The sequence below is a fragment of the Actinoplanes sichuanensis genome (genome assembly GCF_033097365.1).
GTDB classification, from domain to species: domain Bacteria; phylum Actinomycetota; class Actinomycetes; order Mycobacteriales; family Micromonosporaceae; genus Actinoplanes; species Actinoplanes sichuanensis.
In genome coordinates, this window is record NZ_AP028461.1 from 373,677 (window position 1) to 400,596 (window position 26,920).

Annotated in this window: 23 protein-coding genes; 15 read left to right on the forward strand and 8 right to left on the reverse strand. The window is 71.0% G+C overall.

From position 1 onward, the window contains the following. Nucleotides 1-6: 6 nt before the first annotated feature. The 3 genes from Q0Z83_RS01540 (at nucleotide 7) to Q0Z83_RS01550 (ending at nucleotide 1,784) form a co-directional block, all read left to right on the forward strand. The gene (locus Q0Z83_RS01540) at nucleotides 7-615 is read left to right on the forward strand and encodes a TetR/AcrR family transcriptional regulator (RefSeq protein WP_317797403.1); all 609 of its coding nucleotides are present in this window, start codon (nucleotides 7-9) and stop codon (nucleotides 613-615) included. 51 nt (nucleotides 616-666) lie between these two features. Then, entirely contained in the window at nucleotides 667-1,026 is a 360-nt protein-coding gene (locus tag Q0Z83_RS01545; RefSeq protein ID WP_317791951.1) for a hypothetical protein, read from the forward strand. 83 nt (nucleotides 1,027-1,109) lie between these two features. Beyond that, complete coding sequence (locus Q0Z83_RS01550) at nucleotides 1,110-1,784, forward strand: DUF6766 family protein (protein WP_317791952.1); 675 nt, start codon at nucleotides 1,110-1,112, stop codon at nucleotides 1,782-1,784. On the opposite strand, the gene Q0Z83_RS01555 is transcribed toward Q0Z83_RS01550, so the two are convergent. From Q0Z83_RS01555 to Q0Z83_RS01565, 3 genes are read right to left on the reverse strand one after another with little or no spacing between them, the layout of a single operon-like run. Further along, nucleotides 1,781-2,938: a methyl-accepting chemotaxis protein gene (locus Q0Z83_RS01555; RefSeq protein WP_317791953.1), complete on the reverse strand. Its 1,158-nt coding sequence runs from the start codon at nucleotides 2,936-2,938 to the stop codon at nucleotides 1,781-1,783. The two genes, Q0Z83_RS01550 and Q0Z83_RS01555, sit on opposite strands and share 4 nt — an antisense overlap. 44 nt (nucleotides 2,939-2,982) lie before the next feature. Continuing rightward, nucleotides 2,983-3,471, reverse strand: coding sequence for an SRPBCC family protein (locus Q0Z83_RS01560; RefSeq protein ID WP_317791954.1), 489 nt, complete (start codon nucleotides 3,469-3,471; stop codon nucleotides 2,983-2,985). Then, a complete protein-coding gene (locus tag Q0Z83_RS01565; protein WP_317791955.1) occupies nucleotides 3,468-3,680 on the reverse strand; it encodes a hypothetical protein in 213 nt (70 codons plus the stop codon). The genes Q0Z83_RS01560 and Q0Z83_RS01565 overlap by 4 nt, the downstream gene beginning before the upstream one ends. A 55-nt stretch (nucleotides 3,681-3,735) precedes the next feature. Here Q0Z83_RS01565 and Q0Z83_RS01570 point away from each other — a divergent pair, with 55 nt between their 5' ends. Then, entirely contained in the window at nucleotides 3,736-4,569 is an 834-nt protein-coding gene (locus Q0Z83_RS01570) for a universal stress protein (protein WP_317791956.1), read from the forward strand. 41 nt (nucleotides 4,570-4,610) lie between these two features. Next, complete coding sequence (locus tag Q0Z83_RS01575) at nucleotides 4,611-4,823, forward strand: hypothetical protein (protein ID WP_317791957.1); 213 nt, start codon at nucleotides 4,611-4,613, stop codon at nucleotides 4,821-4,823. Nucleotides 4,824-4,843: 20 nt separating this feature from the next. On the opposite strand, the gene Q0Z83_RS01580 is transcribed toward Q0Z83_RS01575, so the two are convergent. Next, on the reverse strand, nucleotides 4,844-5,446 hold the full coding sequence (locus Q0Z83_RS01580) for an NADPH-dependent F420 reductase (protein ID WP_317791958.1): 603 nt from the start codon (nucleotides 5,444-5,446) through the stop codon (nucleotides 4,844-4,846). 21 nt (nucleotides 5,447-5,467) lie between these two features. Continuing rightward, the gene (locus Q0Z83_RS01585) at nucleotides 5,468-6,085 is read right to left on the reverse strand and encodes a TetR/AcrR family transcriptional regulator (RefSeq protein ID WP_317791959.1); all 618 of its coding nucleotides are present in this window, start codon (nucleotides 6,083-6,085) and stop codon (nucleotides 5,468-5,470) included. Nucleotides 6,086-6,178: 93 nt separating this feature from the next. Between Q0Z83_RS01585 and Q0Z83_RS01590 the strand changes: the two genes are divergently transcribed. From Q0Z83_RS01590 to pstS, 6 genes are all read left to right on the forward strand, one after another. Beyond that, nucleotides 6,179-7,177 (forward strand): NADP-dependent oxidoreductase, encoded by a 999-nt coding sequence (locus Q0Z83_RS01590; RefSeq protein WP_317791960.1) that lies wholly within the window; start codon nucleotides 6,179-6,181, stop codon nucleotides 7,175-7,177. 298 nt (nucleotides 7,178-7,475) lie between these two features. Next, nucleotides 7,476-9,122: a hypothetical protein gene (locus Q0Z83_RS01595; protein ID WP_317791961.1), complete on the forward strand. Its 1,647-nt coding sequence runs from the start codon at nucleotides 7,476-7,478 to the stop codon at nucleotides 9,120-9,122. Nucleotides 9,123-9,211: 89 nt separating this feature from the next. Then, nucleotides 9,212-15,367, forward strand: a complete 6,156-nt coding sequence (locus tag Q0Z83_RS01600; protein ID WP_317791962.1) for a DUF4011 domain-containing protein — start codon at nucleotides 9,212-9,214, stop codon at nucleotides 15,365-15,367. A 52-nt stretch (nucleotides 15,368-15,419) separates the two neighbouring features. Next, on the forward strand, nucleotides 15,420-16,622 hold the full coding sequence (locus Q0Z83_RS01605) for an esterase-like activity of phytase family protein (protein ID WP_317791963.1): 1,203 nt from the start codon (nucleotides 15,420-15,422) through the stop codon (nucleotides 16,620-16,622). 76 nt (nucleotides 16,623-16,698) lie between these two features. Next, on the forward strand, nucleotides 16,699-18,027 hold the full coding sequence (locus Q0Z83_RS01610; RefSeq protein ID WP_317791964.1) for a hypothetical protein: 1,329 nt from the start codon (nucleotides 16,699-16,701) through the stop codon (nucleotides 18,025-18,027). Nucleotides 18,028-18,121: 94 nt separating this feature from the next. Further along, nucleotides 18,122-19,162, forward strand: coding sequence for a phosphate ABC transporter substrate-binding protein PstS (gene pstS / locus Q0Z83_RS01615; protein WP_317791965.1), 1,041 nt, complete (start codon nucleotides 18,122-18,124; stop codon nucleotides 19,160-19,162). Between the two features lie 57 nt (nucleotides 19,163-19,219). Here pstS and araD read toward each other — a convergent pair whose 3' ends face one another. From araD to Q0Z83_RS01630, 3 genes are all read right to left on the reverse strand, one after another. Further along, a complete protein-coding gene (gene araD / locus Q0Z83_RS01620; protein WP_317791966.1) occupies nucleotides 19,220-19,927 on the reverse strand; it encodes an L-ribulose-5-phosphate 4-epimerase AraD in 708 nt (235 codons plus the stop codon). A gap of 213 nt (nucleotides 19,928-20,140) precedes the next feature. Next, on the reverse strand, nucleotides 20,141-20,620 hold the full coding sequence (locus Q0Z83_RS01625) for a hypothetical protein (RefSeq protein ID WP_317791967.1): 480 nt from the start codon (nucleotides 20,618-20,620) through the stop codon (nucleotides 20,141-20,143). 334 nt (nucleotides 20,621-20,954) lie between these two features. Next, nucleotides 20,955-21,965, reverse strand: coding sequence for a LacI family DNA-binding transcriptional regulator (locus Q0Z83_RS01630; protein WP_317791968.1), 1,011 nt, complete (start codon nucleotides 21,963-21,965; stop codon nucleotides 20,955-20,957). Nucleotides 21,966-22,288: 323 nt separating this feature from the next. On the opposite strand from Q0Z83_RS01630, the gene Q0Z83_RS01635 reads away from it, so the two are divergent. The 4 genes from Q0Z83_RS01635 to yjfF all read left to right on the forward strand — a co-directional run bounded on the left by Q0Z83_RS01635 (nucleotide 22,289) and on the right by yjfF (nucleotide 26,904). After that, nucleotides 22,289-23,269, forward strand: coding sequence for an ABC transporter substrate-binding protein (locus tag Q0Z83_RS01635; RefSeq protein ID WP_317791969.1), 981 nt, complete (start codon nucleotides 22,289-22,291; stop codon nucleotides 23,267-23,269). A gap of 67 nt (nucleotides 23,270-23,336) precedes the next feature. Further along, nucleotides 23,337-24,863: a sugar ABC transporter ATP-binding protein gene (locus tag Q0Z83_RS01640; protein ID WP_317791970.1), complete on the forward strand. Its 1,527-nt coding sequence runs from the start codon at nucleotides 23,337-23,339 to the stop codon at nucleotides 24,861-24,863. Further along, nucleotides 24,860-25,882 carry an ABC transporter permease gene (locus tag Q0Z83_RS01645; RefSeq protein WP_317791971.1) on the forward strand — a complete coding sequence of 341 codons (1,023 nt, stop codon included), beginning with the start codon at nucleotides 24,860-24,862 and terminating at the stop codon, nucleotides 25,880-25,882. Before Q0Z83_RS01640 ends, Q0Z83_RS01645 begins: the two co-directional genes overlap by 4 nt. After that, the gene (gene yjfF / locus Q0Z83_RS01650; RefSeq protein ID WP_317791972.1) at nucleotides 25,879-26,904 is read left to right on the forward strand and encodes a galactofuranose ABC transporter, permease protein YjfF; all 1,026 of its coding nucleotides are present in this window, start codon (nucleotides 25,879-25,881) and stop codon (nucleotides 26,902-26,904) included. Before Q0Z83_RS01645 ends, yjfF begins: the two co-directional genes overlap by 4 nt. Nucleotides 26,905-26,920 lie beyond the last annotated feature (16 nt).

Here is a 26,920-nt window from a genome sequence, read left to right on the forward strand (position 1 = left end):
AACGTGATGGTGCGACGGACCGGACGCCGGCCCGGCAACCCGGACACACGTGAGGCGATCCTGTCGGCCGCGCGCAGCGCGTTCGCCGAGAAGGGTTATGACGGAGCGTCGATCCGGGCCATCGCGACCGGCGCCGGGGTCGACCCGGCGCTGGTGCACCACTACTTCGGCACCAAGGACAAGCTGTTCCTGGCGACGATGAACTCGCCGATCGACCCGGTCGACATCATCAACGAGGCGACCGACGGCGACCGGGACGAGATCGGGGTCCGGTTCGTGCGCGCCTTCCTGGCCATGTGGGACGGCCCGCGCGGGGCGGCGGCGGTGGCGCTGTTGCGCTCCGTGGTCGGCACCGAGTGGACGACCAAGCTGTTCCGCGAGTTCATCATCACCCAGATCCTGCGCCGGGCGGTGCCCAAGCTCGGTCTCGATCCCCAGCAGGCGCACCTGCGGATCACCCTGGCCGCCAGCCATCTGGTCGGCCTGGCCCTGGCCCGCTATGTGATCAAGGTGGAGCCGCTGGCCTCCGCGTCGACCGAGACGCTGGTCGCGGCGGTCGGCCCGGCCGTGCAGCGTTACCTGACGGGTGACCTTCCGGACGTCTTCCCGGCATGAAAGCGGCCCCCCGGGGGCATGCAGCGCTCCGTGCGATGGACGACGGTATTGATGACGGCGTTGCTGCTGACCGGGTGCGCCTCGGTCGAGCAGCGTTCGGACGCCGCCGAGCAGACCGCCCGGCGGTTCCTCCAGGCGGTCGCGGACGGTGACGGGCCGGCCGCCTGCGGCATCCTCGCTCCGGAGACCGAGGCGGAGATCGACGCGCCGTGTGCGGAGGGCATCGTGGGCGAGGCGCTCACCGCGCCTTCCGAGCAGGCCGATTCGCAGGTGTACGGCCAACGCGCGCTGGTGAGATTCGCCGGGGACACGGTGTTCCTGGCCGTGTTCCCGGACGGCTGGCGGGTGGTGGCCGCCGGGTGCGAGCCCCGCGGCGAACGCCCCTACGACTGCACGATCCATGGCGGGTGAGCCATGCGCTTCCAGTACCTGCTGCTCCTGCTCGTGGTGTCGGCCGGCCTGCTGTACTTCGCCCTGCTGGGGGTGCTGCACCGATGAGAAGGTTCCTCCGGGAGAACTCGCTCGGCCTGGTCTTCGGCGTGCTGTTCCTGATCGTGCTGGTCGCGCAGGCGTTCGCCGGGCACGCCGACTTCAACCAGCAGCAGCTGGCGTCCGGCATGGAGCCGGTGTCGTTGGGCCGCTACCTCACCTCGGCGTCGTTCGCCGCCGACGTGGCGGAGAACTGGCAGTCCGAGTACCTCCAGTTCTTCCTCTACATCTTCCTCACCGTGTGGCTGGTGCAGCGCGGCTCACCGGAGTCGAAGAAACCGGGGGAGGAGGGCCGGGAATCCGACGAGAAACAGAAGGTCGGCCGGTACGCCACCGACGAGTCGCCGAGCTGGGCCCGGGCCACCGGTCTGCGCCGGACCCTGCTGTCCAACTCGCTCGGCCTGGTGATGGGCCTGCTCTTCGTCGCGTCGTGGCTCACCCAGTCGATCGCCGGGGCGGCCGCCTTCAACGAGCGGCAGCTACGCGACCTGCAGGAGCCGGTCACCTGGGCGGAATACCTGACCGAGCCGGACTTCTGGAACCGCACCCTGCAGAACTGGCAGTCCGAGCTGCTGGCCGTCGCGTCGATGGTGATCCTCTCGATCTACCTGCGGCAGCGGGGCTCCCCGGAGTCCAAGCCGGTCGGCAGTTCACACTCGGCGACCGGAGTGGAGGGCTAGCCGGCCGCGCCGACCCGGGTCAGGAAGTGGTTGATCTCGTGCCTGATGTGTTCGGGGACGCCCTCGAACTGCAGGCCGATCTCGATGGTGGTGCCCCGATCGACCCGGCGGGCCACCCGGGCGTCGGCCGCCGTGGCCAGCCCCTCCACCGCGATCTCGGCCCGGACCAGGTCACCGACGACGAGCCGGGCGCCGGCCGGCACGCTGCACCCCAGCCCGTCCGAGCTGAGGTCGAGCATCTCGGCGGCGATCTGCGGCCCGGTGGCGGTCTGCAGCCGGACCACGCCCTCCATCCGCAGCCGGTCGTGGCGGCGGCGTTCCAGCCGTTCGGCCACATCGGAGAGATCACCGATCTGGGCCATCGTCGCGTCCACGCTGCGGTGCAGCCGGCCGACGATCTCGTGCTGCCGGTCGGCGATGCCGCCCAGGTGGCGCATCGCGTCCTCGATGTCGCCGACGTCCGAGATGATCGCGGCGAGGGTCTGGCGCATCTGCGCCACGTCCGACTCCAGGGCGGAGATCGTGCTGGTGATCTGCTCGGTGGAGTGGGCGGTGGTGTCGGCCAGGCTCTTCACCTCGTCGGCGACCACCGCGAAGCCGCTGCCGGCGGCACCGGCCCGGACCGCCTCGATGGTGGCGTTCAGCGCCAGCAGCCGGGTCTGCGACGCGATCCCGGAGATCACACCGGCGATCCCGGCCACCTGGTGCAGGCTCTCGTTCAGCGCGGTGGCCGCTTCGCCGGCCCCGTGCGCGCGCTGGACCAGGACATTCGCCGCCCCGCTGGTGACGGTGACCCGCTCGTGGGTGGCGGCCGCCGCGTCCCGGGCCTCGCCGACCTGCACCACCACGTCCTCGAGCTTGCCGCCGATCACCTCGGCGGTGTCGTCGATCGCCTCCTTGGCCCGGCGCCGCAGCCGCTGGTTGAGGTCGCGCTGGTGCGCCTGGGCGTTCTCGGCCTGGGTGTCCAGCTCGGCCCGCAGCCGCTCGATCTCGGCGTCACGCTCGGACAGCGTCCCGGCCGCCTCGCCGGGCTCCCGGCCGGCGCCGCCGTCGACCTCCGGTTCCCCGGCACGACGGCGGCCCAGCCGGAAGGCCACCAGCGAGCTGCACACCACCGCGATCAGCGTTCCCAGGAGGACCAACCAGGTCGGCATAATGTTCAGACCGTACCTCGCCCGAGAGGCCCTCGTGGGGCGTTTCAGCCCTCTGCGAGCAGGGCGTCGATCTGACCCATGGCCAGTCGCATGCCCTCCTCCATCCCCATCGCGGCCATCCGCTCCAGCTGCTCGGTGCTGCGGAACGTGGTGACCGTCGTCATCCGGGTGCCGTCGCCGGTCGTCTCCAGCGTGACCACGCCGTGGGTGATGTCCTCCGGGTCGGCCGGCTCACCCCGGTCGTCGGCGAAACCGTCGTCGAACTCCAGCCGGTGGGGCTCGTCGATGTCGGTGATCACCCACCAGCCCCGCGCCTTCGTCCCGTCCGGGCCGGTCATGTGGTAGCGCACGGCGCCACCCGGCTTGAACTCATACGTCTCGAAGGTGGCCGGCCAGGTCGGCGGACCCCACCAGCGCTCCAGCCTGCGCGGGTCGGCCCAGACCTGCCAGACCCGGTCGACAGGAGCCCCGAACTCGGCGACGAACGTCAGCGTCAGCGCGCTGACGTCCTTCTGCGTGCTGATGACCGTCATTGCTCCTCCTGGAGAATCCGTTCGATACCGGCGGCCCGCTGCCGCCACAGCTGCTCGTACCCGTCCAGCAGCCGCGCCACCCGGCGGACCGCCTCGACCTCACCGTGCACGATCTGCTCCCGTCCACGCCTGGTCTTGCTGGCCGGTGCCGCCCGTTCGAGCACCACGACGTGTTTCTGCACGGCCTCCGGCAAGCCGAAATACCCCACCGGACGCGACCAATGGCCGTGACGCCGGAGGTGACCCCGGAACTACCGTCCGAACATGCGGACCTCCGAAGCACAGCCCGTGGTGGCCGCCGTCGACGGCTCCCGCACCCACCCCGTCACCCTCGACCTGGCCGCCGACGAGGCGGCCCGGCGCGGTGTTCCCCTCAACGTCCTGCACGTCTGGCCCGGCCAGTACACCGGCCGCTACCGGTGCCGCGGCCCGGTGCCCGGCGAGACCGACGGCCGACGGCTGCTCGACGCCGCCACCCGCCGCGCCCGGCAACGCGCACCCTGGCTGCCGGTCCACGCCGAACTCGTCACCGGCAGCCCGGCCGGCATCCTGGCCGAGCACTCCGAGACCGCGTCGCTGGTGGTGATCGGGCGCCGCGACGAGGGGCCCGGCCGCCCCGGCTGGGGCTCCACGGCCGCCTACCTGGCCCGGCACAGCCGCAGCCCGCTGCTGGTCCAGCGCGGAAAGGGGCTGCGCACCGGGCCGGTCGTGCTCGCGGTCACCGGGCCCGACGGGCCGGCCTCGGCGGTACGACGTGCCTTCGAGGAGGCCGATCTGGCCGGGGCTCGCCTGGTCGCGGTCAAGGTCTGGGCGCCCGGTGGCGACCAGGACGGCCGGCAGGCGCGTCGGCAACTGACCGAGCTGCTCGCCGGATGGGCCGTCCAATACCCGCGGGTCCGGGTGGAGCCCCTGGTGGTGGCCGAGCCGGAGCTGCCGTACACCCTGGGTCGGGCCTCCCGCCGGGGCCGTCTGCTGATCGCCGCGGCCGGGCAGCGCGGATGGTTCGCCGAACTGGTCCGCGGTGTGCCGGGGCCGGGGCAGAGCCCGGTGCTGCTGGTGCCACCGGTTTCCTTCAGTCCGGCGGTGGCCGGTCGATAGTCGGGGCCCGCAACGCCGCGATCATCACGGAGGCCCCCACCATGACCATCAGCATCGGATCGTCACACGCGCCGTCGGCCTGGGAGACGCACGCCGCCTGGCTACGGCTGCGTGCCGACGGCAACCGGCTGGGGGTCGACGTCGCGGCCGGGGCCGAGGAACCGGCGTTGCAGGCCGACCGGACCGCGGTCCTGGAGAGCCGCGACGCCATCGCCCGGATGACCCCGCCCGGCGTCGTGAACGTGCTGGTCTGACCGGTCCTGTCGGTGCAGTCTCAGTGGAGGACGGCCAGGGCCTCGGCCAGCACGTCGGTGGCGTCCTTGACGTCGACCTCGCGCATCTGCAACGGCCCGCCGGTCTCGGTGAGCAGCGCGGCGTGCGCGCCACCGGCGTAGACCGGTGCGAACCCGAGATCCCGGATGATCATCGAGGTGGCCTCCCGGGCGTCCCGGTCGTCCGTGCACACATACTCGGTGAGCAGCGGATCGTGCCCGCGTCGCCGGCTGAGCACCTCGGTCGAGACCGTGTTGAACGCCTTCGCCCAGTGCGCCTCGGGCGCCCAGTCCATCAGCGTCTCCAGCCCGGAGATGTCGTCCGGGACATCCGGGTTGGTCGCGTCGATCACCACCTTGTCGGCGATGACGCCCCGGGTCAGGTCCAGCGCCTCGTGCGCGGACGACCAATTCGGGCTGAAGATCACCACATCACCGAAGGCGGCCGCCTGCGGGATCGACATGATCCGCAGCGTGTCGCCGTCCATCTCCGTCCGCAGGCGCTCCGGATGCCGCGAGGTGACCGCGACGTCGTGCCCGCTCTCGGCGCACCACCTGGCAAGCGTGCCGCCGAGCTGACCTGCTCCAATGACACCGATCCGCATGCTCCAAGGGTGCGCCCGGGATCACCCGGCCGGGTGGTGATCGGCGAAATCGCCGTAGATCATCCGCAGTTCGACCGTGACCAGGTCGTCGACCAGCGCCTCCGGGTCGTCGCTGCCCGCCAGCGCGGCCGTGCGCAGGTCGTCGATCAGGCCGGCCAGCACCCGCGGCGCCGGTCCGTCCGGCGCGAGGCCGGCCGCCCGGTCCCGGCTGATCCGCATCGCGAGCCGGTCCACGTGTGCCGACCGCAGCTCCGCCCGCCACTGTGCCAGCGGCGGGCAGCCGGGCGCCGCGGCCAGGGCGCCGGCCAGCATCCGGCCGTGCTCGCGCCAGAGCCGGGCGAGCGGGGCGAGCGCCTCGCGCAGCGCCGCCGCGTCCGGCCCGCTCCCGTCCAGCCAGGGGCCGGCGTCGCGGCCCAGCTCGCCGGCCATCCCGTGCAGGAGCGCCACCAGCACCGACAGTTTGGAGTCGAAGTAGAAGTAGAAGCTGGACCGGGAGATCTCGGCGCCGGTGGCCAGCTCGTCGATGGTGATGTCGGCGAGCGGCTTGCGGGCCAGCAGCTCCCGGGCGGTCTCCAGGATCGCCCGCTCCCGGCGGTCGCCCTTGCTGGGGCCACGGCGCCGACCCGGGGATGTGCTCATCCGAACACATTAACGCGGTGTCGAGTTTTTCGACGTACTGTCGAAAAGCAACGACGAGTTGTTGATGGACCTGATGAGTTGTTGGGAGACCCGATGAAAGAGATCCGCCTCGCCGCCCGTCCCGTCGGCTGGCCCACCGCCGAGACGTTCGAGATCGCCGAGACCGCGGTTCCCGAGCCGGGGCCCGGCCAGGTGCTGATCCGCAACGTCTACATGTCGGTCGACCCCTACATGCGCGGCCGGATGAACGACGTGAAGTCCTACATGCCGCCGTTCCAGGTGGGTGCCCCGCTCGACGGCGGCGCGGTCGGTGAGGTGGTCGCCTCCAACGCCGAGTCGGTCCCGGTCGGCGCGTACGTCGTGCACGGCCTGGGCTGGCGGGAGTTCGCGGTGGTCGACGCCGAGCGGGCGCGGGTGGTCGACCCGGCCGCGGCGCCGTCGCTCTCGGCGTACCTCGGGCTGCTCGGCATGACCGGTCTCACCGCGTATGCCGGGCTGCTCGACGTCGCCCAGTTCCGCGAGGGCGACACCGTCTTCGTCTCCGGCGCGGCGGGCGCGGTGGGCAGTGTGGTCGGCCAGATCGCCCGGCTGCGCGGGGCCAAGCGGGTGATCGGCAGTGCCGGTTCCGCCGAGAAGGCCCGGCACCTGACCGAGGACCTGGGCTTCGACGCGGCCTTCAACTACAAGGACGCGCCGGTCCGCGACCAGCTCAAGGCGGCCGCGCCGGACGGGATCGACGTCTACTTCGACAACGTCGGCGGCGACCACCTGGAGGCCGCGATCAGCGTGCTGAACAAATACGGTCGGATCGCCATGTGCGGTGCCATCGCCCAGTACAACGACACCGCCCCGCCGGCCGCGCCGCGCAACCTGGCCTCGATGATCGGCAAGGAGATCAATCTGCGCGGATTCCTGGTCGGCAACCACTCGCACCGGATGCCCGATTTCGTGGCCGAGGTCGGCGGCTGGCTCCGGGCCGGGCAGATCACCGCGCGCGAGACGGTCGTCGAGGGCATCGAGAACGCGCCGGAGGCCTTCCTCGGTCTGCTTCGCGGCGAGAACACCGGCAAGATGGTGGTCAAGCTGCGTTAACCAGGGCTTAAGGTCCGCCCGGCGACCTTTTCGTACGGGTCGCCGGGTATCGCCTGGAACTGAACGGTAATTCAGTAGCTCTCGCGAGCGGCCCGGATACGGAACGTACGGATGATCGCCCTCGTCCGTACGGGTGAGGTGACTGACGGAAAGCAGACACTAGCGTTCCCGTGTGGCGAATCGGTTCCCCCTTTGGGGACAAGCGGGCTGGGCTAGTGCCGAGGTGGTCGGCGAGACGCACTACGCAAAGGCGATACGTGCTCTCTTCGGTAGCGACTTCGACCCCCGCGGAACCGACATGACCATCGCCGTCCAGCTCATACCCGACCGCAACAACCGTCACGACCGCAACGCCGTCGGGGTCTGGTCCGGCAACAGCCTGCTCGGGCACCTGCCCCGCCCCGAGGCCGCCCGATACACCGCGGTCCTCTCCGCGCTGCACGACCGCGGCCTGCTGCCCGAGGTCAACGCCCGGATCACCGGCCGCGAGTGGGGTGCCGCCGACGGTCGTCCGGCCGCCTTCGACGGCACCATCCGACTCGACCTCGCCGAGCCGCACATGCTGGTCCCGGTGAACGCGGCGCCGGCCCAGGAGCACCGGCTGCTGCCGTCCGGCTCGGCCGTGCAGGTCGTCGGCCAGCAGCAGGCCCTGGACGTCCTGGTCCCGCTGCTGCGCCCGGAGGGCGAGTGCTGGGTCTACGTGACCCTGCACGAGATGGCCGACCACCTGGTCGAGGTGCGCATCGGCGACGCCCGGGTCGGCGACCTCAGCCCCAAGATGAGCGGCGAACTGTCCCCGGTGCTGCGGCACCTGGCCGAGCGTGGCCTGGTCACCGCCGCCCGTGCCGTGGTCAAGGGCAACCGCGGCAAGACCGAGGTCATGCTCTACATCGCCCGTGTCCAGGACCTGCCGGAGAGCTGGCAGGCCGGTCCGAGCCGCCCGGCCACCGCGCCGTCGGCGGGCCGCGGCACGGCGAGCGTCCCGGCCCCCGGCGTGGCCAGCACGGGACCGGTCACGCCGGGCCCCACCCCGGTGTCGCCGTCGCCCCCGCTCCCGCCGTCCTCCCCGCTCGCATCACCCCCGCTCGCATCACCCCCGCTCGCATCACCCCCGCTCGCCCCGGTCGCGGCCGGTGCCTCGGCGGTGCCCGGCATGAGCATGCCGGGCGGCCTGATGACCGGCGGCCCGGCCTCCGGTGGGCTGGTGCCGAACTGGGTGACCCCGGCCGACGCGCTGCCCAGCTGGGCGTCACCGCCGTCGGCGATGCCCGCGGTGGCCCCGCTGCCGCCGTCCACCCTGCCGGTCAACCCGGTCTCCCCGGGCGTCCCGGCACCGGCCACCGGCTCACCGGCCGTCCCGCCCGCGGCGCCGGGCTCGCCCGCCGTGCCGCCGGCCTGGAACAACGCGAGTCCGCCACCCGGTGCTCCGGCTGTGGCTCCGGCCTGGAACAACGTGAGCCCGCCGGCCTGGAACGCCGGCAGCTACGCCACGCCGTACGTGTCCGGATCCCGCTTCGAACCGCCGGCCACCACCCCGGTCCACCAGACCGAGGGACCGGGTTCGCTGCTCACCGACCCGTCGACCGGCGCCCGCCCGGTCAGCCCGGCGCCGCCGGCCTATTCCGAGGCGCAGTATTCCGAGGCGCAGTATTCCGAGGCGCAGGAGCAGTTGGCGATCGCCGAGACCACGGTCATCCCGGCGCTCGCCGCGGTGGTGAAGGCGAACTCGGGAGCCCTGGCCGGGCCGACCCCGGTCTCGGCGGCCCCGGCCGAGGGCAACCAGCACCCGCCGATCCCGTCCGCACCGACCGGCATCCGGTTCGTGGTGCCGCCGGGTTGGCCGCTCCCGCCGGACGGCTGGTACCCGCCGGACGGCTGGCGCCCGGATCCGGCCTGGCCGCTGGCCCCGGCAGGCTGGTCCTGGTGGGTCCCAGCCTGGGACTGAGCCCTTCCGAGCCCCTTTCTGCACCAGAAACGTCGGATTAACCCGGAAAACCGCCACGGTGACCCACCTCGCCTTGCTGGAATGGGCGAATGCGGTGGGATGAAGCTGACGGGTTGACCGGGCGGCCGGATGCGCGTGTCCGGGGAGTGCTCGAAAGCTGGCGTGCCGGTCTGCTCGACCTCACCGCCTCCAACCCGCTCATCCATGCGGACCCGTGGGGCCCCGGGATGGTGGCGATCGACAGTCCGTCGCCGCGTGGCGTGCTCGAGGCCCTGCAACAGGGCCGCGAGTGCGGCTTCCTCGGCGTCGAGGAGCAGGAGGAGGGGCCGCGCCCGCGGACCGCCAGCGTGTTCCAGACGCACATGACCGACGTCGAGATGGACGCCACGCTGCGCGCCCTGCGCCGAACCGACCACCGCGACCAGCTCGAATACGGCATCTCCGCGCTCTATCTGGCGCTCGGCACCCTGCACTGGAAGGACGACCGGCAGGAGTACGCCAGCCCGATCCTGCTCATCCCGGTCGACCTGGTCGACTCCGACCCGCTGGACTACCCACGGCTGCGCGCCCGCCCGGACGACCCGCTGGTCAACCCGGCCCTGGCGGTACGTCTCAAGGCGCACGGCGTCGAGCTGCCGGCCGTGGAGGGCCTGACCGGGCTGGACGTCACGGTGTTCTGGGCGCGGCTGGACGCGGCGATCGGCGAGCACCCGGAGTGGCGTACCGACGAGGCGATCCTGCTGTCCCGGTTCACCGTGCACCGCGAGGTCGTCTACCAGGACCTGGTCGACAACGAGCGGCAGATCCTGGCCCACCCGGTGGTCCGCGCGCTGGCCACCGAGGCCCGCTCGCAGATCGACGCGTTCAAGTTCGAGCCGATCAGTGCCCGCCGCATCGACGACGTCGCCTCACCGGACGACATCCCGCTCGTGCTGGACGCCGACGCGGCCCAGCGCTCCTGCGTCGCGGCCGCGCTGGCCGGGCGCAGCTTCGTGATGCGCGGCGCGCCCGGCACCGGCAAGTCGCAGACCGTGGCCAACATGATCGCCGCGCTGATCTTCGCCGGGAAGCGGGTGCTGCTCGTCTCCGAGAAGGCCGCCTCCCTCGACGTGGTCAAGGACCGGCTGGCCCACGCCGGTCTCGACGACTACCTGCTCGAACTGCACACCGACCAGACCGGGCGCGACCACGTGGCGGCCACCCTGGCCGCCGCCCTCGACTTCATCCCGCTGCCACCGCCGAGCCTCTCCACCGACGAACGCCAGGAGCTGCGCGAACACCGGGAACGGCTGAACGCGTACGCCGAGGCGATGAACGAGGTACGCGAGCCGCTCGGCCACCGGCTGCACGACGTGCTGGGCATGTGCGCGCAGATGACCGACGTACCGGCCGCCCCGGTCCCCCCGGTCCTGCCGGTTCCGCTGACCACCCAGTCGCTGCAGAAGGTCCGCGACGCCGCCGAGCGCCTCGGCCGGGCCTGGCGCCCGGCCGTACAGGGTGACGCCTTCCTGTGGCGAGACGTCGCCGACCGCAATCGGCTCGACGCCCGCCTGCATCAGGCCCAGACGGCGCTAGAACACCTGGTCGAGGCGGCCGGTGACGACGAACTGGCCGCCTCCTTCCGAGCCCGGCACCTGCCCGACGCGATCGCCCTGACCACGCTGATCGGGCACGCCGCCCGACGCCCGCCGGAGGCCGCCGACGAGTGGCTCACCCTGGAGAGCCTGGAACCGGTGGCCCGCGCCGCCGAAGGGCTGCTGCGTCACCTCAAGTCGCTGCACCAGGCCGAGGACGCGGTCCGGTCCCGGGCCGGGGTCACCTGGTCGGCGCTGCCCACCCCGGGCAAATTGCCGATCGTGCCGAGCCTGGTGCACCTCGACCCGCCGGCCGTGGAGCTGCTGCCGCTCACCGCGGCGCAGGCCCGCGGGCTGGCCCGCCGGTTCGCCGACGAGGCCGACCGGCTGGAACAACACCAGCACAGTCTGGACCGGGTCACCGCCCGGCTCGGTCTGCCCAACGTGGTCGCCTTCTCCGACATCGGTCGGGTCGCGGCGATCGTCGACCTGCTGTCCCGGGCCGACAAGCCGGAGGCCGGCTGGTTCGACGCCGCCGGGATGGCCGCCGCGCACACCGCCGCCCGGATGCTGCAACGTGCCGTCGAGGTGGTGAAGGCAGCCGAGGACAAGGCGCGCGAGCACTTCAACGAGGGTGCCCTCGCGCACCCGGTGGACGAACTGGCCGACCGGTTCGCCAGCGTGCACAAGGGGCTGCGGAAGCTGCGGGCGCCGTACCGGCGGGACAAGAAGGCGGCCGCCGAGATCGCCCGGCCGGACGTGAAACGCAAGCAGGCGGTGGCCAACCTGGCCGCCGCGGCCGCCTGGAAGAAGGCGCTCACCGAGCTCGACGAGACCGAACGTGAGTACGCCCGGGTCCTCGGCCGCCACTGGCAGCGGATGGACACCGACTTCGAGGCCATCCGCAACGCCCTCGGCACCGCCGAGGAGGTGCTGCGGGTGACCCCGCCGGAGGCCCTGCCCGCGGTCATCGAACGGGTCAGCGCGGCCACCCCGAACAGCGCGATCATCCGGATCGTCTCGGAGGCCCGCAAGGAGTTCGACAGGTGGACCCTGGCCCTGCGGCCACCGCCCGAGCCGGCCCCGCGCCCGCAGCTCGCGGCCGGACCGGTGCACGACGCGGTCACCTGGCTGCGCGCACACGTCGAACCGCTCACCGCCACGGCCGAGCTGGTCCAGGCGTACAGCGTCGCCGCCGGGCGGGACTTCAGCCTCGCCGAGTCGGCCGCCATCGGACTGCTCCGGGAGAGCGCCGCCGACGCCGCCGCGGCCCTGGCGGCCAACGCCGGCGAGTACGCCAAGGTGCTCGGCAACGCCTACCGGGGCACCCAGACCGACGTGGAGGCGCTGGCCACCGCGATGGCCTGGACCTCGGAGGCCAGGCGCATCCGGGTCGGCGTGGACACCGCGCTCACCGCGGAGCAGGTCGAGGCCCTCGGCAAGTCCCGGCCGACCGACACGCTGCCGTCCCGGGTCGCCGAATGGCAGGCCGCCCGCGACTGGATCCTGCGTGCGTTCGCGCCCCGCCGGCACGCCCAGCTCACCACCGCCCTCGACGACTACGAGCACGCCCGGCAGCTCATCCAGGCGCTGCTCGAGGACGGCAAGGGCCAACAGGAGTGGTTCGACTACCAGGCGGCCCGTACGGTCCTGGCCGACCACGGTCTGGACGCGGCGGTCGACTTCTGCGCCCGGGAGGACCTGGCGGTCGAGCAGATCCTGCCGGTCCTCGGCCGCGCCCTCTTCCAGTCGTGGGCGGACACCGTGATCCGCGAGGACGACCGGCTCCCACCGCTGGACGCCGCCGCCCGGGACCGGCTCGTCGAGGAGTTCCGGGTCTGGGACGCCCGGCTGCAGCGGGCCGCGAGTGCCGACGTGATGAACGCCGTCGACGAGATGCAGCCGTCCGGCACCGCCGCCGCCGAGGCCGCGTTGCTCCGGTCGTCGGCCGCCCAGTCCGGCCGCAGACTGCCGGTGAGCGAGCTGATCGGCCGGACCCGGCACGCCACCCTCGCGGTGAAGCCGTGCTTCCTGACCGTGCCGGCCGACGTGAGCCGACTGGTCCCGGCCGACCTCACCTTCGACGTGGTGATCATCGACGAGGCCTCCCGGGTCCCCGTCCCGGACGCCATCACCTGCATCTACCGCGGCGCGTCGTTCGTGGTCGTCGGCGACGACCGGCAGCTCACCGCCCTGCCCACACCGGGGGAGGGCCGGTCCGTGCTGGACCTGGCGATCGGTTGCGCGGCGTTCCCGGTGCTCGACCTGACCACCCACTACCGCAGCCGGCACGAGTCGCTCATCGCGTTCGCCAACCACACCTTCTATCAGGGTGCGCTCAGCACGTTCCCGCCCGCCGGACCGGCCGGCCCGGACACCGGGGTGCAGTTGTTCCCGGCCGTCGCGGAGAACGGCGACGACGGGCTGGCCGACCTGGTCGCCGGCCGGGTCGCCCACCACTTCGTCACCCGCCCCGAGCTCAGCCTCGGCGTCATCGCCTGCACACCCGAACTGGCGATGCGGATCGAGGCCGCGGTCGCCGACATGGTGGTGCCGCCCGACGACGACCGGCTGCGCGGGTTCTTCGTCAAGGACCTGGACACCGTGCAGGGCGACGAACGTGACGTGATCCTGCTGGCCATCGGCACGGACCTGGGCGGGCTGGCCGGTCCGGACGGCTGGCGGCGGCTCAACGTCGCCACCACCCGCGCCTCCCGCCGCATCGAGGTCATCTCCACGATCCGCGGGCGGGACCTGCCGGAGACCGAGGAGCTGCGGCCGCTCGCCGCCTACCTGGACTACGCGACCCGCGGCGAGGCGGCGCTCGGGCTGGACGACACCCGGCCGGACGTGCAGACGCCGTTCGAGGACTCGGTCCGTGACGTGATCCGGGCCTGGGGCTACCGGGTGCGGTCCCGGGTCGGCACCGGCGCCTTCCGGATCGACCTGGCGGTCCGCCGTTCGGCCCGGCGCAACGCCCCGTTCGCCCTCGGCATCGAGTGCGACGGCACCAGCTACGACTCGGCGCCCGCCGCCCGCGACCGGGACCGGCTGCGCGAACAGGTCCTGGAAGGGCTCGGCTGGAAGCTGCACCGGGTCTGGGGCACCGCCTGGTACCTGGACCGGGAGCACGAGGAACAGCGGCTGCGCGCGGCCATCGACGGGGCGCTGGCCGAGTTCCCGCCCGAGGAGCAGGCCGCCGAGCTGGAGGTCTCCACGATCCCGGAAGGGGAACAGCGGGAGCCGGTCACGCTGGTGGAGACCGCGGACGGGTACGCCACGGTCGGGCCGGTCGAGACCTTCGAGGCCGTCGAGACTGTCGAGACCGTCGAGGAGGAGGACACCGTCCCGGTCGACGCGCTGGGCGAACTCGACGACGAGGTGGACGCCTATCTCTCCGGTGTGGAGGACGTGGTGGAACACGTCGTCGAAGAGATGGCGGAGGACGTACCGCCCGAGGTCGTGGAAGAAGAGCCGGAGACCTGGACGGCCCCGGCCGCGGAGATCGACGCCGACCTTGCGGTCTCGGAGGAGGAACCGGAGACGTGGGCGCCCGAGGCCGCCGTGTTCGCCGTCGACCCGGCGGTCGCCGAGGACGAACCGGAGGCCTGGACCGAGGAGCCGGAACCGGACGAGCCTCGGGTGCGGGCCGCGATCTTCGAGCGGGTAACCCGGACCGAGATCTTCGAGGAGGAGGTGGAGGACGGACCGCGGGTCACCGCGGCGGTGTTCGAGCGGGTCACCCGGACCGAGACCGGCTTCGACGAGCCGCGCGTCGTGCCGGCCACCTTCGAGCGGCTCAGCCGGGCCGACGTGGAACGCGCCGAGGCGGACCGGCTGGCCTCCCTGGAAGGCCTCCCGCTCCCGGAGCCGGTCTTCGTCGCGCCCGCATTCACCCCGGCACCGGTCATGGAATCCGCGCCGGTCACCGAGCCCGCGCCGGTCACCGAGCCCGAGCCCGCGCCGGTTGCTGCGGTCGAGCCGGTCGCGCCCAAGCGCACCCGCCAGAAGAAGGCCATGAAGCCGGTCCCGCTGGCGCACGGCCCGGAGGAGTGGGCCCACCCGTACCGGAAGGCCAAACTCACCGCCCTGCCCGACGGTGCGAACCTGGCCTCCCCGGACACCGCCCGCCGGATCGCCGACGCGGTCCGCCGGATCGCGGCCGTCGAAGGACCAGTGCACATCAGCATCGCCCTCCAGCGGATGCGCGACGAATGGGCGATCGCCCGGATCACCAAGCAGGCCCGCGCCGCCATCGACACCGCGATCGAGAAACTGGCCGCGAAGGGTGACGTGACCTGGGCCGACGACTTCCTCGGCGACCCCGGCCAGCTGGTGCCGACGGTCCGGCTCCGCGCGGCGGGGGTGGCCCGCAAGGCCGACCAGATCGCCGACGCCGAACTGCGGGTCGCGATCGAGCACCTGGTCACCGACGCCGGCGCGATCGATGTGGACGGTCTGCTGGCCGCGACCGGCAAGCTGTTCGGCTGGGCGGCCCGCCGGTCGCCCGAACTGGACGCCCGGCTCACCACCCTGATCGCCGACCTGGTCGCCGAGGGCCGCCTGAACCGCCAGGCCGACGGCCTCAGCGCCGCGCACGACCTGCCCGACCCGCTCTCGCTGCCGCGACACGACACCGCTCGCGCGCCATCCAGGAAAGTGAGGGCCTGACGCCATCGGAGAGTCGGCCACGGTTCACTCCGGGCTCCTAAGGTCCGGGCACATGCGAAAGATCGTCTACAGCGGATCGCTGGCGCTGGCGCTCACCCTGACGCTGGCCGGCGGGGTCCAGGCCGGCGACCATGCCAAGGTCACCGTCCCGACCCTGACCGGGTTCGCGTCCCTTCCCGCGGCCACCTTCGTCCCCGGTAGCGAGCCGTCCGGCGCGCTCGTCACCGGCAACACCAACGGGCACGTAGCGCCCTTCGCCGACCAGCCGGTCCAGGGTTTCTCCGGGATCGTCAACAACGGCGACGGCACCTTCGACGTGCTCTCCGACAACGGCTACGGCAACCAGGCCAACTCCGGCGACTTCCTGCTGCGGATCCAGCGGCTCGCGCCGTCGTTCGCCGACAACCGGGTGGACGTGCTCGGCGGCGTCAACCTGACCGACCCCGACGGCTTCGTGCCGTGGAAGCCGACCCGCGCCGACCGGGTGCTCACCGGTGCCGACTTCGACGTCGAGTCGATCGTCAAGGACAGCGCGGGCGGCTACTGGATCGGTGACGAGTTCGGCCCGTACCTGCTGCACTTCGACCGGGCCGGGCGTCTGCTGTCGGCGCCGGTCCCGCTGGACGGCGTGACCGCCCCGGAGACCGCCACCCGTACCGGCACCACCGCCAACCTGGGCGGCAGCAAGGGCTTCGAGGGCCTGGCCAAGTCGCCCGACGGCCGTTACCTCTACGCCCTGCTGGAGGGATCGGTCACCGGCGACACCGCGGGTGACCTGCGGCTCAACGAGTTCGACACCCGGACCGGGAAATACACCGGCAAGCGGTACGTCTACCGTCTCGGTGCCCCGAACCTGGCCATCGGCGACGCCATCGCGATCGACCGGAACCGTTTCCTGATCATCGAGCGCGACGGCGGCCAGGGTTCCACCGCCGTGATCAAGCGGCTCTACATCGCCGACACCCGTGACCGGAACCGGGACGGGCTGCTCGACAAGACGCTGCTCGTGGACCTGATGAACATCGCCGACCCGCGCAAGGTGGGCGGCTTCGGGCCGACGTTCACCTTCCCGTTCCAGACCATCGAGGACGTGGTCATCCTGAACGAGAAGACCGTCGCGGTATTGAACGACAACAACTTCCCGTTCTCCAGCGGGCGGACCGCGGGCGTGGCTGACAACAATGAGTGGATCACCATTGAGCTGCCCTCGTCGCTGCACCCCGATAAGCGCATCTTTCCAGCTCACGGCCGGTAGATAAACGAACAATGAACGGCTAGGAAACGAGCGGGCGCGCTGTCCCGGAATTGCGGTAATGGCTTACCGTGACGGCGTGCCCGCGATAGAACTCCGGCGCGACACACCCGGACTCCTGCGTTTGTTCACCACCGTCACCGCGGCCGTGGCCGCCGTACTGCTGGTGGCCCTGACCCTCGTCATGATCAGCGTCCGCGATCAGGTGCGGGTGATCGGCCGTGAGGCGGCGCCGCAGGCCGCCACCGCCGCCGACCTGTACTTCGCCCTCAGCGACCTGGATGCCCAGGTCACCCGAATCCTGCTGGCCGGCGACAGCGACGAGTCGGCGAGCAGCCGGATCGACGCGCTCGGTCTCTACCGGGACCGCGGCTATCAGGCCGATCGGGATCTGCAGAAGTCGACCGCGGACAGCGCGGTCACCCTACGCCTGATGGACGGGCTGGCCGTCTACCGGCAGCGGGTCGGCCAGGCCCTCGCCGCCTCCGCCGCGTCCGACCGGATCGGCTACTGGACGCAGGCCACCAACCTGCTGCACCAGCGCCTACTGCCGGACGCCCAACAGTTGCGTCGACAAAGCCAACAGAGCCTCGATGACGCGTACGCCCGGAAATCCGCCACCGAGACCACCGGAATCGCCGTCGCCGTCCTGCTCGGCGGCAGCCTCGTCGCGCTCCTGATCTTCCTTCAGGTGTGGTTGGCCCGCCGTTTCCGCCGCTTCTGGAACCCGGCACTGCTCGCCGCGACCGCGCTCAGCCTGCTGCTGCTGATCTCCGCCACGGTCGTGCTCCAGTTGCAGTCCCGGCAGCTCACCGAGGGCCGCGACACCGGGCTGGGCCCCTATCTGGCGCTCTCCGAGATGCGGGCGCTCGGCTACGACGCCGCCGCCGACACCGGCCGGTACCTGGTCTCGGCCAACCTCTCCTTCTACCGCGACGACTTCACCGCCAAATCCGCCTGCCTGACCGGTGACCCGTCCTGCCGCCGCGCTTCCGGCGCCGCCGTCTCCGCTTCCGGCGTCTCCCCTTCCGGCGCCTCCGCCGCAGGCTCGGACGCCGCCTCGGCCCGCGGCGGTCTGGCCCCGCTCGCCGGTTCCGTCGCCGCCGATCGCTGGATCGCCTATCAGGCCGTTCACCAGCGGATCGTCACCCTCGCCGACAACGGCCGGACCGACGAGGCGGTGCGTCTGCTCACCGGGATCCGGCGCGGCGACGCGGCCTTCGACTTCGCCTACTTCGACGCGTCGGTCGCCACCGTCACCGAGACCCGGCGGCAGGACTTCGATCGGGCGCTGCGCGCCGCGGAGACCACGCTGACCGGTTGGTCCTGGTTGCCGGCCCTCTTCCTGCTCCTGGTGCTGCTCTTACTCCCGTTGTCGGTACGCCCACGCCTGGCCGAATACCGATGAGGCAGCCACGCGCACCCCGCTTCCGCGCCCATGCAAGTGAGCGCCGGCCGGTCTCGTGAGTTCTTCTGTTCTTCCGTGGAGAGGTAAGAAAGGTATGAGGCTGCGAGCTCTAGCCGTCGCCGCGCCGCTCGTCCTGGCCCTGACCGCCTGCGAGGCCCCCGCCACGCCGGAGACGCCGATCGCGTGCGCCTCCGGTTCGGTGTCCGGCCAGGGTTCCTCGGCCCAGACGAACGCGATCAACGCCTGGATCAAGGCCTACCAGATCGCCTGTGCCGACGCCGCCGTCGCCTACACGAGCTCCGGCTCCGGCGCCGGAGTGAAGGCGTTCCTCGAGGGAACCGGCGACTTCGCCGGCACCGACACCCCACTGAACGCCGCCGACCTGCAGGGCGCCACCACCCGCTGCGCCGGCCCGGTGGTCCACCTGCCGTTGGTGGTCGGCCCGATCGCGCTCGCCTACAACGTCGCCGGCGTGGGTGACCTCCGTCTGACCCCACCCACCATCGCCAAGATCTTCAGTGGAACCGTCACCACCTGGAACGACAAGGCCATCGCCGCCGACAACCCGGACACCGTCCTGCCGTCCACGAAGATCAGCGTCGTGCACCGCGCGGACGGCTCCGGCACGACCGCCAACCTCCTTCGCTACCTGACCGCGGCCGCCCCGTCCGACTGGTCACACGGCGCCGACAGCGACTGGCCGATGCCCGGCGGCATCGGTCAGAGAGGCAGCCACCGGGTGGTGGCCGCGATCACCCGGACCGACGGCGCGATCGGTTACGTCGAATCCTCGTACGCCCGGGTCACCGACCTGCCCACGGTTCGGGTGGGCACCCCCGACGGGAGTTACGCACAGCCCGCCGACTGGGCGGCGGCCCGTACGATCGCCGCCGCCGCCGTGACCGAGGACCTGCGCCTGGAGATCGACTACACCGCCGCGACGGCCGGCGCCTACCCGATAGTGCAGGTCACCTACGAGCTGGTCTGCCGGAACACGATCTCCGAGGTGGCCCGGAGCTTCCTCACGTACGCGGCCGGAGAGTCCGGCCAGAAGGCCGCCGAACAGGCCGGTTACGCCCCGCTTCCGCCGGAGCTGCAGACCCGGGTGACCGCCGCTCTGGCCGCCCTCCGCTGACCCGGTTCCCGTGGCGATCTGGTGAGGTCAGGCCTGTTCGGGCGCGACCTCACCAGATCAGGGGCGGGGGTTTCCGTAGTAGGCGCCCGGGCCGTGCTTGCGCTTGAAGTGGCGTTCCTGCAGGTGGGCAGGGGTGCTGGCGCTCGGGTTCAGGGTCAGCGTCTTGAGGGCCATCTCGGCCACGGCTTCGAGGATGATGCCGTGCTCGACGGACTTCTGCGGGGTGGCGCCCCACGTGAACGGGCCGTGGTTGGCGACGATCGCGGCCGGGATCGCGGCGGCCGCCTCGTCGTCGCCGATGGTTTCGATGATGACCCGGCCGGTGTTCAGCTCGTAGTCGGTGGCGCATTCCTCGGGTGTGAGGGTGCGGGTCACCGGGACCGGGCCGTTGAACGTGTCGGCGTGGGTCGTACCCAGGACCGGAATATCGCGATTCGCCTGGGCGAAGGCCACCGCGTTCGTGGAGTGGGTGTGGGTGACGCCGCCGATCGAGGGCCAGGCCAGGTAGAACGCGCGGTGGCTCTCGCTGTCCACGGACGGGCGCAGGTCACCGGCCAGGACCTTGCCGGTCTGCAGGTCGACCGGGACCAGGTGGTCCTCGGTGAGCTCGTCGTAGGCCACACCGGACGGCTTGATCAGATAGAAGCCGCCCTCGCGGTCGATGCCGCTGACATTGCCCCAGGTGAGCTGGGCCAGGCCGGCCTTGGGGATGGTCTGGTTGGCCAGCAGAACGGCCCGGCGCAGGGCCGGCGAACCGTAAGTCACGTCGTCATTCTCCTAGACCGCAGGATGTTAGCGCTCACGATAGTGGACCCGGTACGGTCCGACACAAGGCCGAAAAGCACTGGACTCGTCCATCGGACGGCATGTTAGCGCCAACAGGCCGGGCCTTCGAGCCCGTCTCGGGACTGACGCTACCCGTAAACGGCCGCGCGGTGGCCCGGCTCGCGGCTCTCACCTGGGCTGCCGGTCGACGGTTCAGTGGCGGGTGGCCTGGGTCACCACGCGGACCATGTTGCGCAGGCGGGACCGCAGGCCCGAGGCCGGTTCGGAGCGGGTGTTCGACGACCGGGCCGGGGGAGTCCGCAGGTTGCGGGGCGGTCCGCCGGCGGTGGTCCGCTGGTGCGGGATCGCGTTGACCGGGGCGCTCGGCGCTCGCCAGGTGAAGGTGACCCCGTCGAGAGCGATCGTCTGCCCCGCGGCGCAGAGCCCCGAGTTCAGGTCGGCCGCACCGGCCCGGCCATAAATGATCATCAAACTGGTCTCGGCGGCCGGGGCCGTGGTGTGCACCGCCCACACCTCGCCGTGTCCGCGCAGCCGGGTGGCGCCGGTGGTCAGCAGGGCGGCCCGGCCACGCAGCGGAACGACCAGCTCGCGACCGGTGGCATCGCGGATGTGCAGGGTCCCGGAGAGCCGGGGTGATCGTCGGCGGAACCATCCGTTCGATCCGGGAGCCATGTGCTCACCGTCCCTTCACGACCGCGTCACGGGTGGCGGCGCGACGGGACCACCCGGCGCCGGGGCACCGGGACTCCGCGAACGGTGTGTCGTCGTCGAGCACTCCTCGGACTGTAGTGGCGTGACGCCAGAGCGCAATGGCCCTCACCGCCGAGGATGATCCCACCCGGGTGAGAGCCGGCGGGACGAGCGTCTCCCGGGTGAGGGCCGGTGGGCTGAGCGTCTCCCGAGTGGGAGTCGGCGGGCTGAGCGTCTCCCGGGTGAGGAGCGGCCGAGCCCATCCGAGTGGCCCGTCCCCGGACCGGGGTGCTGGCGCCGGTCCGGGGACGGGGGTTCAGGAGGGCGGCGGGGTTGCGCCGGATCGCGGCGGCGCCGCGCTGGACCGCGGGTTGAACCGTGGCGCCACGACCACGTCCTCGGGCGCGTCGCCGTCGGGTAGCCCGAGATTGCGCAGCAGCAGCGCCAGCGCCCGCCGCCCGAGTTCGGCGAAGTCCTGGTGGACGGTGCTGAGCGGAGGTAGGAAGTACCCCGAGTCGGGCATGTCGTCGAACCCGACGACACTCACGTCATCGGGCACCCGCCGCCCGGATTCGTGCAAGGCCCGCAACACGCCGAGCGCGATCCGGTCGTTGGCGCAGAACACGGCGGTCACCGAGGGGTCCTCGGCGAGGCGGCGCCCCTGCTCGTACCCGGCGGCGGCATCCCACCACCCGGCGGTGACCGGGGGCACGACGGCTCCGGCCGCGTACAGCGTCTCCCGCCAGCCGTCGACGCGGGCCTGGGCCTCCGGCCAGTCGAGCGGCCCGGCGACATGATGCACGGTGGCGTGGCCGAGGTCGAGCAGATGCCGGGTGGCGATCCGTGCACCGGCCGCGTTGTCCACCCGTACCGTCGGGAATCCGGCCTGGCCGTCACCGCCGACGGCGACGCAGGCCATGCCCGCCGGGGCATGGGTGAGCGCGGTGGTGACCGCGGGTTTCGGGGCGATCGCGATGATCCCGTCGACGCCGTGCTGGACGAGCCGGTCGACGGCTTCGAGAACCGGCCGGTGCGACAGGTCCCGGACGGTGGCGACGCTGACCAGGTAGCCGGCGGCCCGGGCGGCGCTCTCGATGCCGTAAAGCATCGATTCGGGACCGAAGAGCGTGGTCTCGAAACCGACGATGCCGAGGGTTCGTGACTCTCTGGTGGCGAGGGTCCGGGCGGCCAGGTTGCGCCGGTAGTTGAGCGACCGCATCGCGGCGAGCACCCGTTCACGGGTCTCGGCGCGCACGTTGGGATGTTCGTTGATCACGCGCGACACGGTCTGGTGCGAGACGCCGGCGAGTTTGGCCACGTCACGCATGACGCTGCCACGCTCCTTGCCGGATCTCGGCCGGGGCGCGGGCACGGGTATTTCGAGGGCCGGATCAGTGCTCGGCACCTGTTCAGATGTCGCCATTGGACGATTCCTAGCAGCTTCGGTTCGATCACCACGGGTGAGGAGGGCGTTCTTGCAACAGCTTCGAAACGTTGATCCGGATCTCTTGACGAGCGGGATGAGAACGGTAACACTCCAGAAACGCAAGCTGTGACGGCGGTCGCAGAAGGACGCCGATCTCCGCGGATTTGGGCTGGTAGCCCTACCCGCTGCTTATTTGTGAACGGTAACAGTTTCTGGAGGTTGTAGTGCGTAGGACCTTGTCTGTGGCGGTGCTCGGTGGTCTGCTGGCCGTCTCCGCTCTCGCCGGTTGTAGCAAGGACGACGGCGGCACCGCGAGTGGCGACGACGGCCAGATCGTCCTCGGTTTCTCGCAGGTCGGCGCTGAGAGTGGCTGGCGTACCGCCAACACCGAGTCGATCAAGGCGTCCGCTGCGGCGGCCGGCATCAAGCTTCAGTTCTCCGACGCCCAGGGCAAGCAGGAGAACCAGATCAGCGACATCCGTGGCTTCATCACGCAGAAGGTGGACGTCATCGCCTTCTCGCCGGTGGTCACCTCCGGCTGGGACGCGGTGCTCAAGGAGGCCAAGGACGCCGGCATCCCGGTCATCCTGACCGACCGTGCCGTCGACTCGACCGACACCTCGCTCTACGAGTCCTTCATCGGCTCGGACTTCAAGGTCGAGGGCACCAAGGCCGGCGAGTGGCTGGTCAAGGAGTACGAGGGCAAGACCGGCGACGTCAACATCGTCGAGCTGCAGGGCACCACCGGTTCGGCCCCGGCCATCGACCGGCAGACCGGTTTCGGCGACGCCATCAAGGCGAACCCGAACCTGAAGATCGTCAAGTCGCAGACCGGTGACTTCAAGCGTGCCGACGGCAAGACGGTCATGGAGACCTTCCTGCAGTCGGTTCCGAAGATCGACGTCCTGTACGCCCACAACGACGACATGGGCCTGGGCGCCATCGAGGCGATCAAGGCGGCCGGCAAGAAGCCCGGCCAGGACATCAAGATCATCACCGTCGACGCGGTCAAGGACGGCATGACGGCCCTGGCCGCCGGCGAGATCAACTTCATCGTCGAGTGCAGCCCGCTCCTCGGTGACCAGCTGATGGAGACCGTCAAGGCGGTCAAGGCCGGCACCCCGGTGGAGAAGCGGATCCTCACCAAGGAGGGCACCTTCACTCAGGAAGAGGCCAAGGCGGCTCTGCCCACCCGCAAGTACTGATTGATCTGCCCGCAGGTCGCCCCGGTGAGAATCCGGGGCGGCCTGCGGAGCTCGAAACGGAGCCAGAATGGGCGAGCAGTCCCCGGTCCTCGAGATGACCGGGATCCGAAAAGTCTTCCCCGGCGTCGTCGCCCTCGACGGCGTCGATTTCCGTTTGTTCCCGGGTGAGGTCCACGCCCTCATGGGCGAGAACGGCGCCGGCAAGTCCACCCTGATCAAAACCCTGACCGGGGTGTACGAGATCGACGGCGGCGAGATCAAGCTGGGCGGGGAGCCGGTGAGCATCTCCGGTCCGCTGGCCGCCCAGCAGGCCGGCATCAGCACGGTCTACCAGGAGGTCAACCTCTGCACCAACCTCTCCGTCGCGGAGAACATCTTCATCGGCCGTGAGCCGCGTAAATTCGGCAAGATCCAATGGGGCAAGATGCGGCGGCGTGCCGCGGAGCTGCTCGCCCGGCTCGACCTCGACCTCGACGTGTCCGCACCGCTCAGTTCGTACTCGCTGGCGATCCAGCAGATGGTCGCCATCGCGCGCGCGATCGACGTCGACGCCCGGGTCCTCATCCTCGACGAGCCCACCTCGAGCCTGGACACCGCCGAGGTGGCGCAGCTGTTCCGGGTCATGCGCCGGCTCAAGGAGGACGGCGTGGCGATCCTGTTCGTCTCGCACTTCCTGGACCAGATCTACGAGATCTCCGACCGGCTCACCATCCTGCGCAACGGCAAGCTGATCAGCGAGCACCGGACCGAGGAACTGTCCCAGGTCCAGCTGGTCGAGAAGATGATCGGCAAGGAACTGGCCGCGCTGGAGGACCTCGAGGACAAGGCGCAGAGCAACCGGGAACGGGCCGCCGAGGCCAAGCCGCTCCTGGAAGCCAAGGGCCTCGGTCGTACGGGCGCGATCGCCCCGTACGACCTGACCATCCACGAGGGTGAGGTGGTGGGACTGGCCGGTCTGCTCGGCTCCGGCCGCACCGAACTGGCCCGCCTGCTCTTCGGCGCCGACAAGGCCGACACCGGTGAGGTGCTGGTCGACGGCAAGCGGATCAACCTGCGTGACCCGCAGGTCGCGATGAAGCACCGGATCGCCTTCTCCTCGGAGAACCGGCGTACCGAGGGCATCATCGGCGAGCTCAGCGTCCGGGAGAACATCATCCTGGCGCTGCAGGCCACCCGCGGCTGGACGCGCCCCATCCCGCGTAAGCAGCAGGACGAGATCGTCGACAAGTACATCAAGGCCCTTCAGATCCGGCCCGCCGACCCGGAGCGCCCGGTCCGCAACCTCAGCGGCGGCAACCAGCAGAAGGTGCTGCTCGCCCGGTGGCTGATCACCGAGCCCCGGCTCCTGATCATCGACGAGCCGACCCGCGGTATCGACGTCGGCGCCAAGGCCGAGATCCAGCGCCTGGTGGCCGAGCTGTCCGACGGCGGCATGGCGGTGCTGTTCGTCAGCGCCGAGCTGGAGGAGGTCCTCCGGCTCAGTCACAAGATCGCGGTGCTGCGGGACCGGCGCCTGGTCGAGGAGCTGGAGAACACCGCGGACGTCGACGCCGACCGCATCATGCAGACCATCGCCAGCGGAGCAACCTCATGACGACCCTGTACAAGAACCGGCTGTTCTGGCCGTCGCTGATCCTGGTGGTGATGCTGGCGGTCAACGCGTTCACCTCCAACCAGTTCATCGCGTTCCAAGACGGCCACCTCTTCGGAACCCTGATCGACATCCTGCGTGGCAGCGCACCGCTCATCCTGGTCGCCCTCGGCATGACGCTGGTCATCGCGACCGGCGGTATCGACCTGTCGGTCGGCTCGGTGATGGCGATCTCCGGCGCGGTCGCGTGTCTGCTCATCAGCGACCTGCCGAACCAGAACAGCCTGAGCGGCGTGTTCATCGCGATCGGCGCAGCGATCCTCATCTCGCTGGCCGCCGGGCTCTGGAACGGCGCGCTGGTCGCTGTGGTCGGGATCCAGCCGATCATCGCGACCCTGATCCTCATGGTGGCCGGCCGCGGTCTGGCTCAGCTGTTCACCGAGGGCCAGATCATCAACGTGCAGTCCGGGCCGTACTCGGCGCTGGCCTCCGGGTTCTTCCTGACCCTGCCGATCGCGCTGCTGATTGCCGCGGCCGCGGTGGGCCTCACCGTCCTGCTGACCCGGCGTACCGCTCTCGGCCTGCTGCTGGAATCGGTGGGCGGCAGCCCGACGGCCAGCCGGCTGGCCGGCATCGGCGCCCGCCGGATCACGATCATGACGTACGTGGTGGCGGGCGGTTTCGCCGGTCTCGCGGGCCTGATCGCCAGCGCCGACATCAAGAGCGCCGACAGCATCTCGGCCGGCAACCTGATCGAGCTGGACGCCATCCTGGCCGTGGTCATCGGTGGCACCGCGCTCATCGGCGGCCGGTTCTCGATCATCGGCACCGTGCTCGGCGCGATCATCATCCAGACGCTGCGGGTCACCGTGGTCGCGATCGACATTCCGGCCGAGGCCAACCTGCTGTTCAAGTCCGTCGTCGTGGTGGCGCTCTGTCTGTCGCAGTCGCCGGACTTCCGGGAGAAGGTCTTCGGACGCTTCAAGCGTCCGGCCGTGCAGAAAGTTGGAGCGCCAGCATGACCACCACGGACATGACTCCGGTCACCAAGGACGGTGGAGGGCCGGTGCTCAACAAGCGGCGCCGGGTCTACAAGCCGAACAGCCGGTACATTCCCATCCTCGCCACCCTGTTCCTGCTGATCGTGATGTACAGCAGCGGTGTCGCCAACTACCGGAACTTCGAGGACCCGAGCGTCATCGTCAACCTGTTCCGGGACAACGCGGTGCTGCTCGTGGTCGCGGTCGGCATGACCTTCGTGATCATCACCGGCGGTATCGACCTGTCGGTCGGCGCGGTCATCTCGCTGACCACGATCCTGACCGCCACCCTCCTCAAGGCCGACTGGCCGCCGCTCGTCGTCCTGCCGGCGGTGCTGCTGCTGGGTGCACTGATCGGTGCCGGCCAGGGAGCGGTGATCCACTACTTCAAGGTGGAGCCGTTCATCGCCACGCTCGCCGGGCTCTTCCTGGCCCGCGGCGCGGCGCTGACCATCAACGACGAGTCGGTCCCGATCCGCGACGACATGTGGCGGGAGATCTCCGACTTCCGGATCGTGCTGGCCGACGGTGTGGTCACCAAGCCGATCGCCATCGTCGCGGTGCTCACCGTCGTGGTCGCGGCCGCGGTGCTGGCCTGGACCCGGTTCGGCCGCAACGTCTACGCGATCGGCGGCAACGCCGACTCGGCGCTGCTGATGGGCCTGCCGGTGGGCCGCACCAAGATCGCCGTCTACACCCTGAGCGGTTTCTGCGCGGCGCTCGGCGGTGTGCTGTTCAGCATCAACTCCACCTCCGGCTGGGCCCTGCAGGGCAACGGCATGGAGCTGGACGCGATCGCCGCCTGCGTCATCGGTGGCGTACTGCTGACCGGCGGCTCCGGCTTCGTCTGGGGCACCGTGCTCGGTGTCCTGGTCACCGGTCTGATCCGGACGATCATCAACTTCCAGGGCGATTTGAACGCGGCCTGGGCGCGGATCATCATCGGCGTGCTCCTCTTCGTCTTCATCGTGATGCAGCGACTCGTCACGAGAAAAGCGAAATAACCAGCATGACTACGAA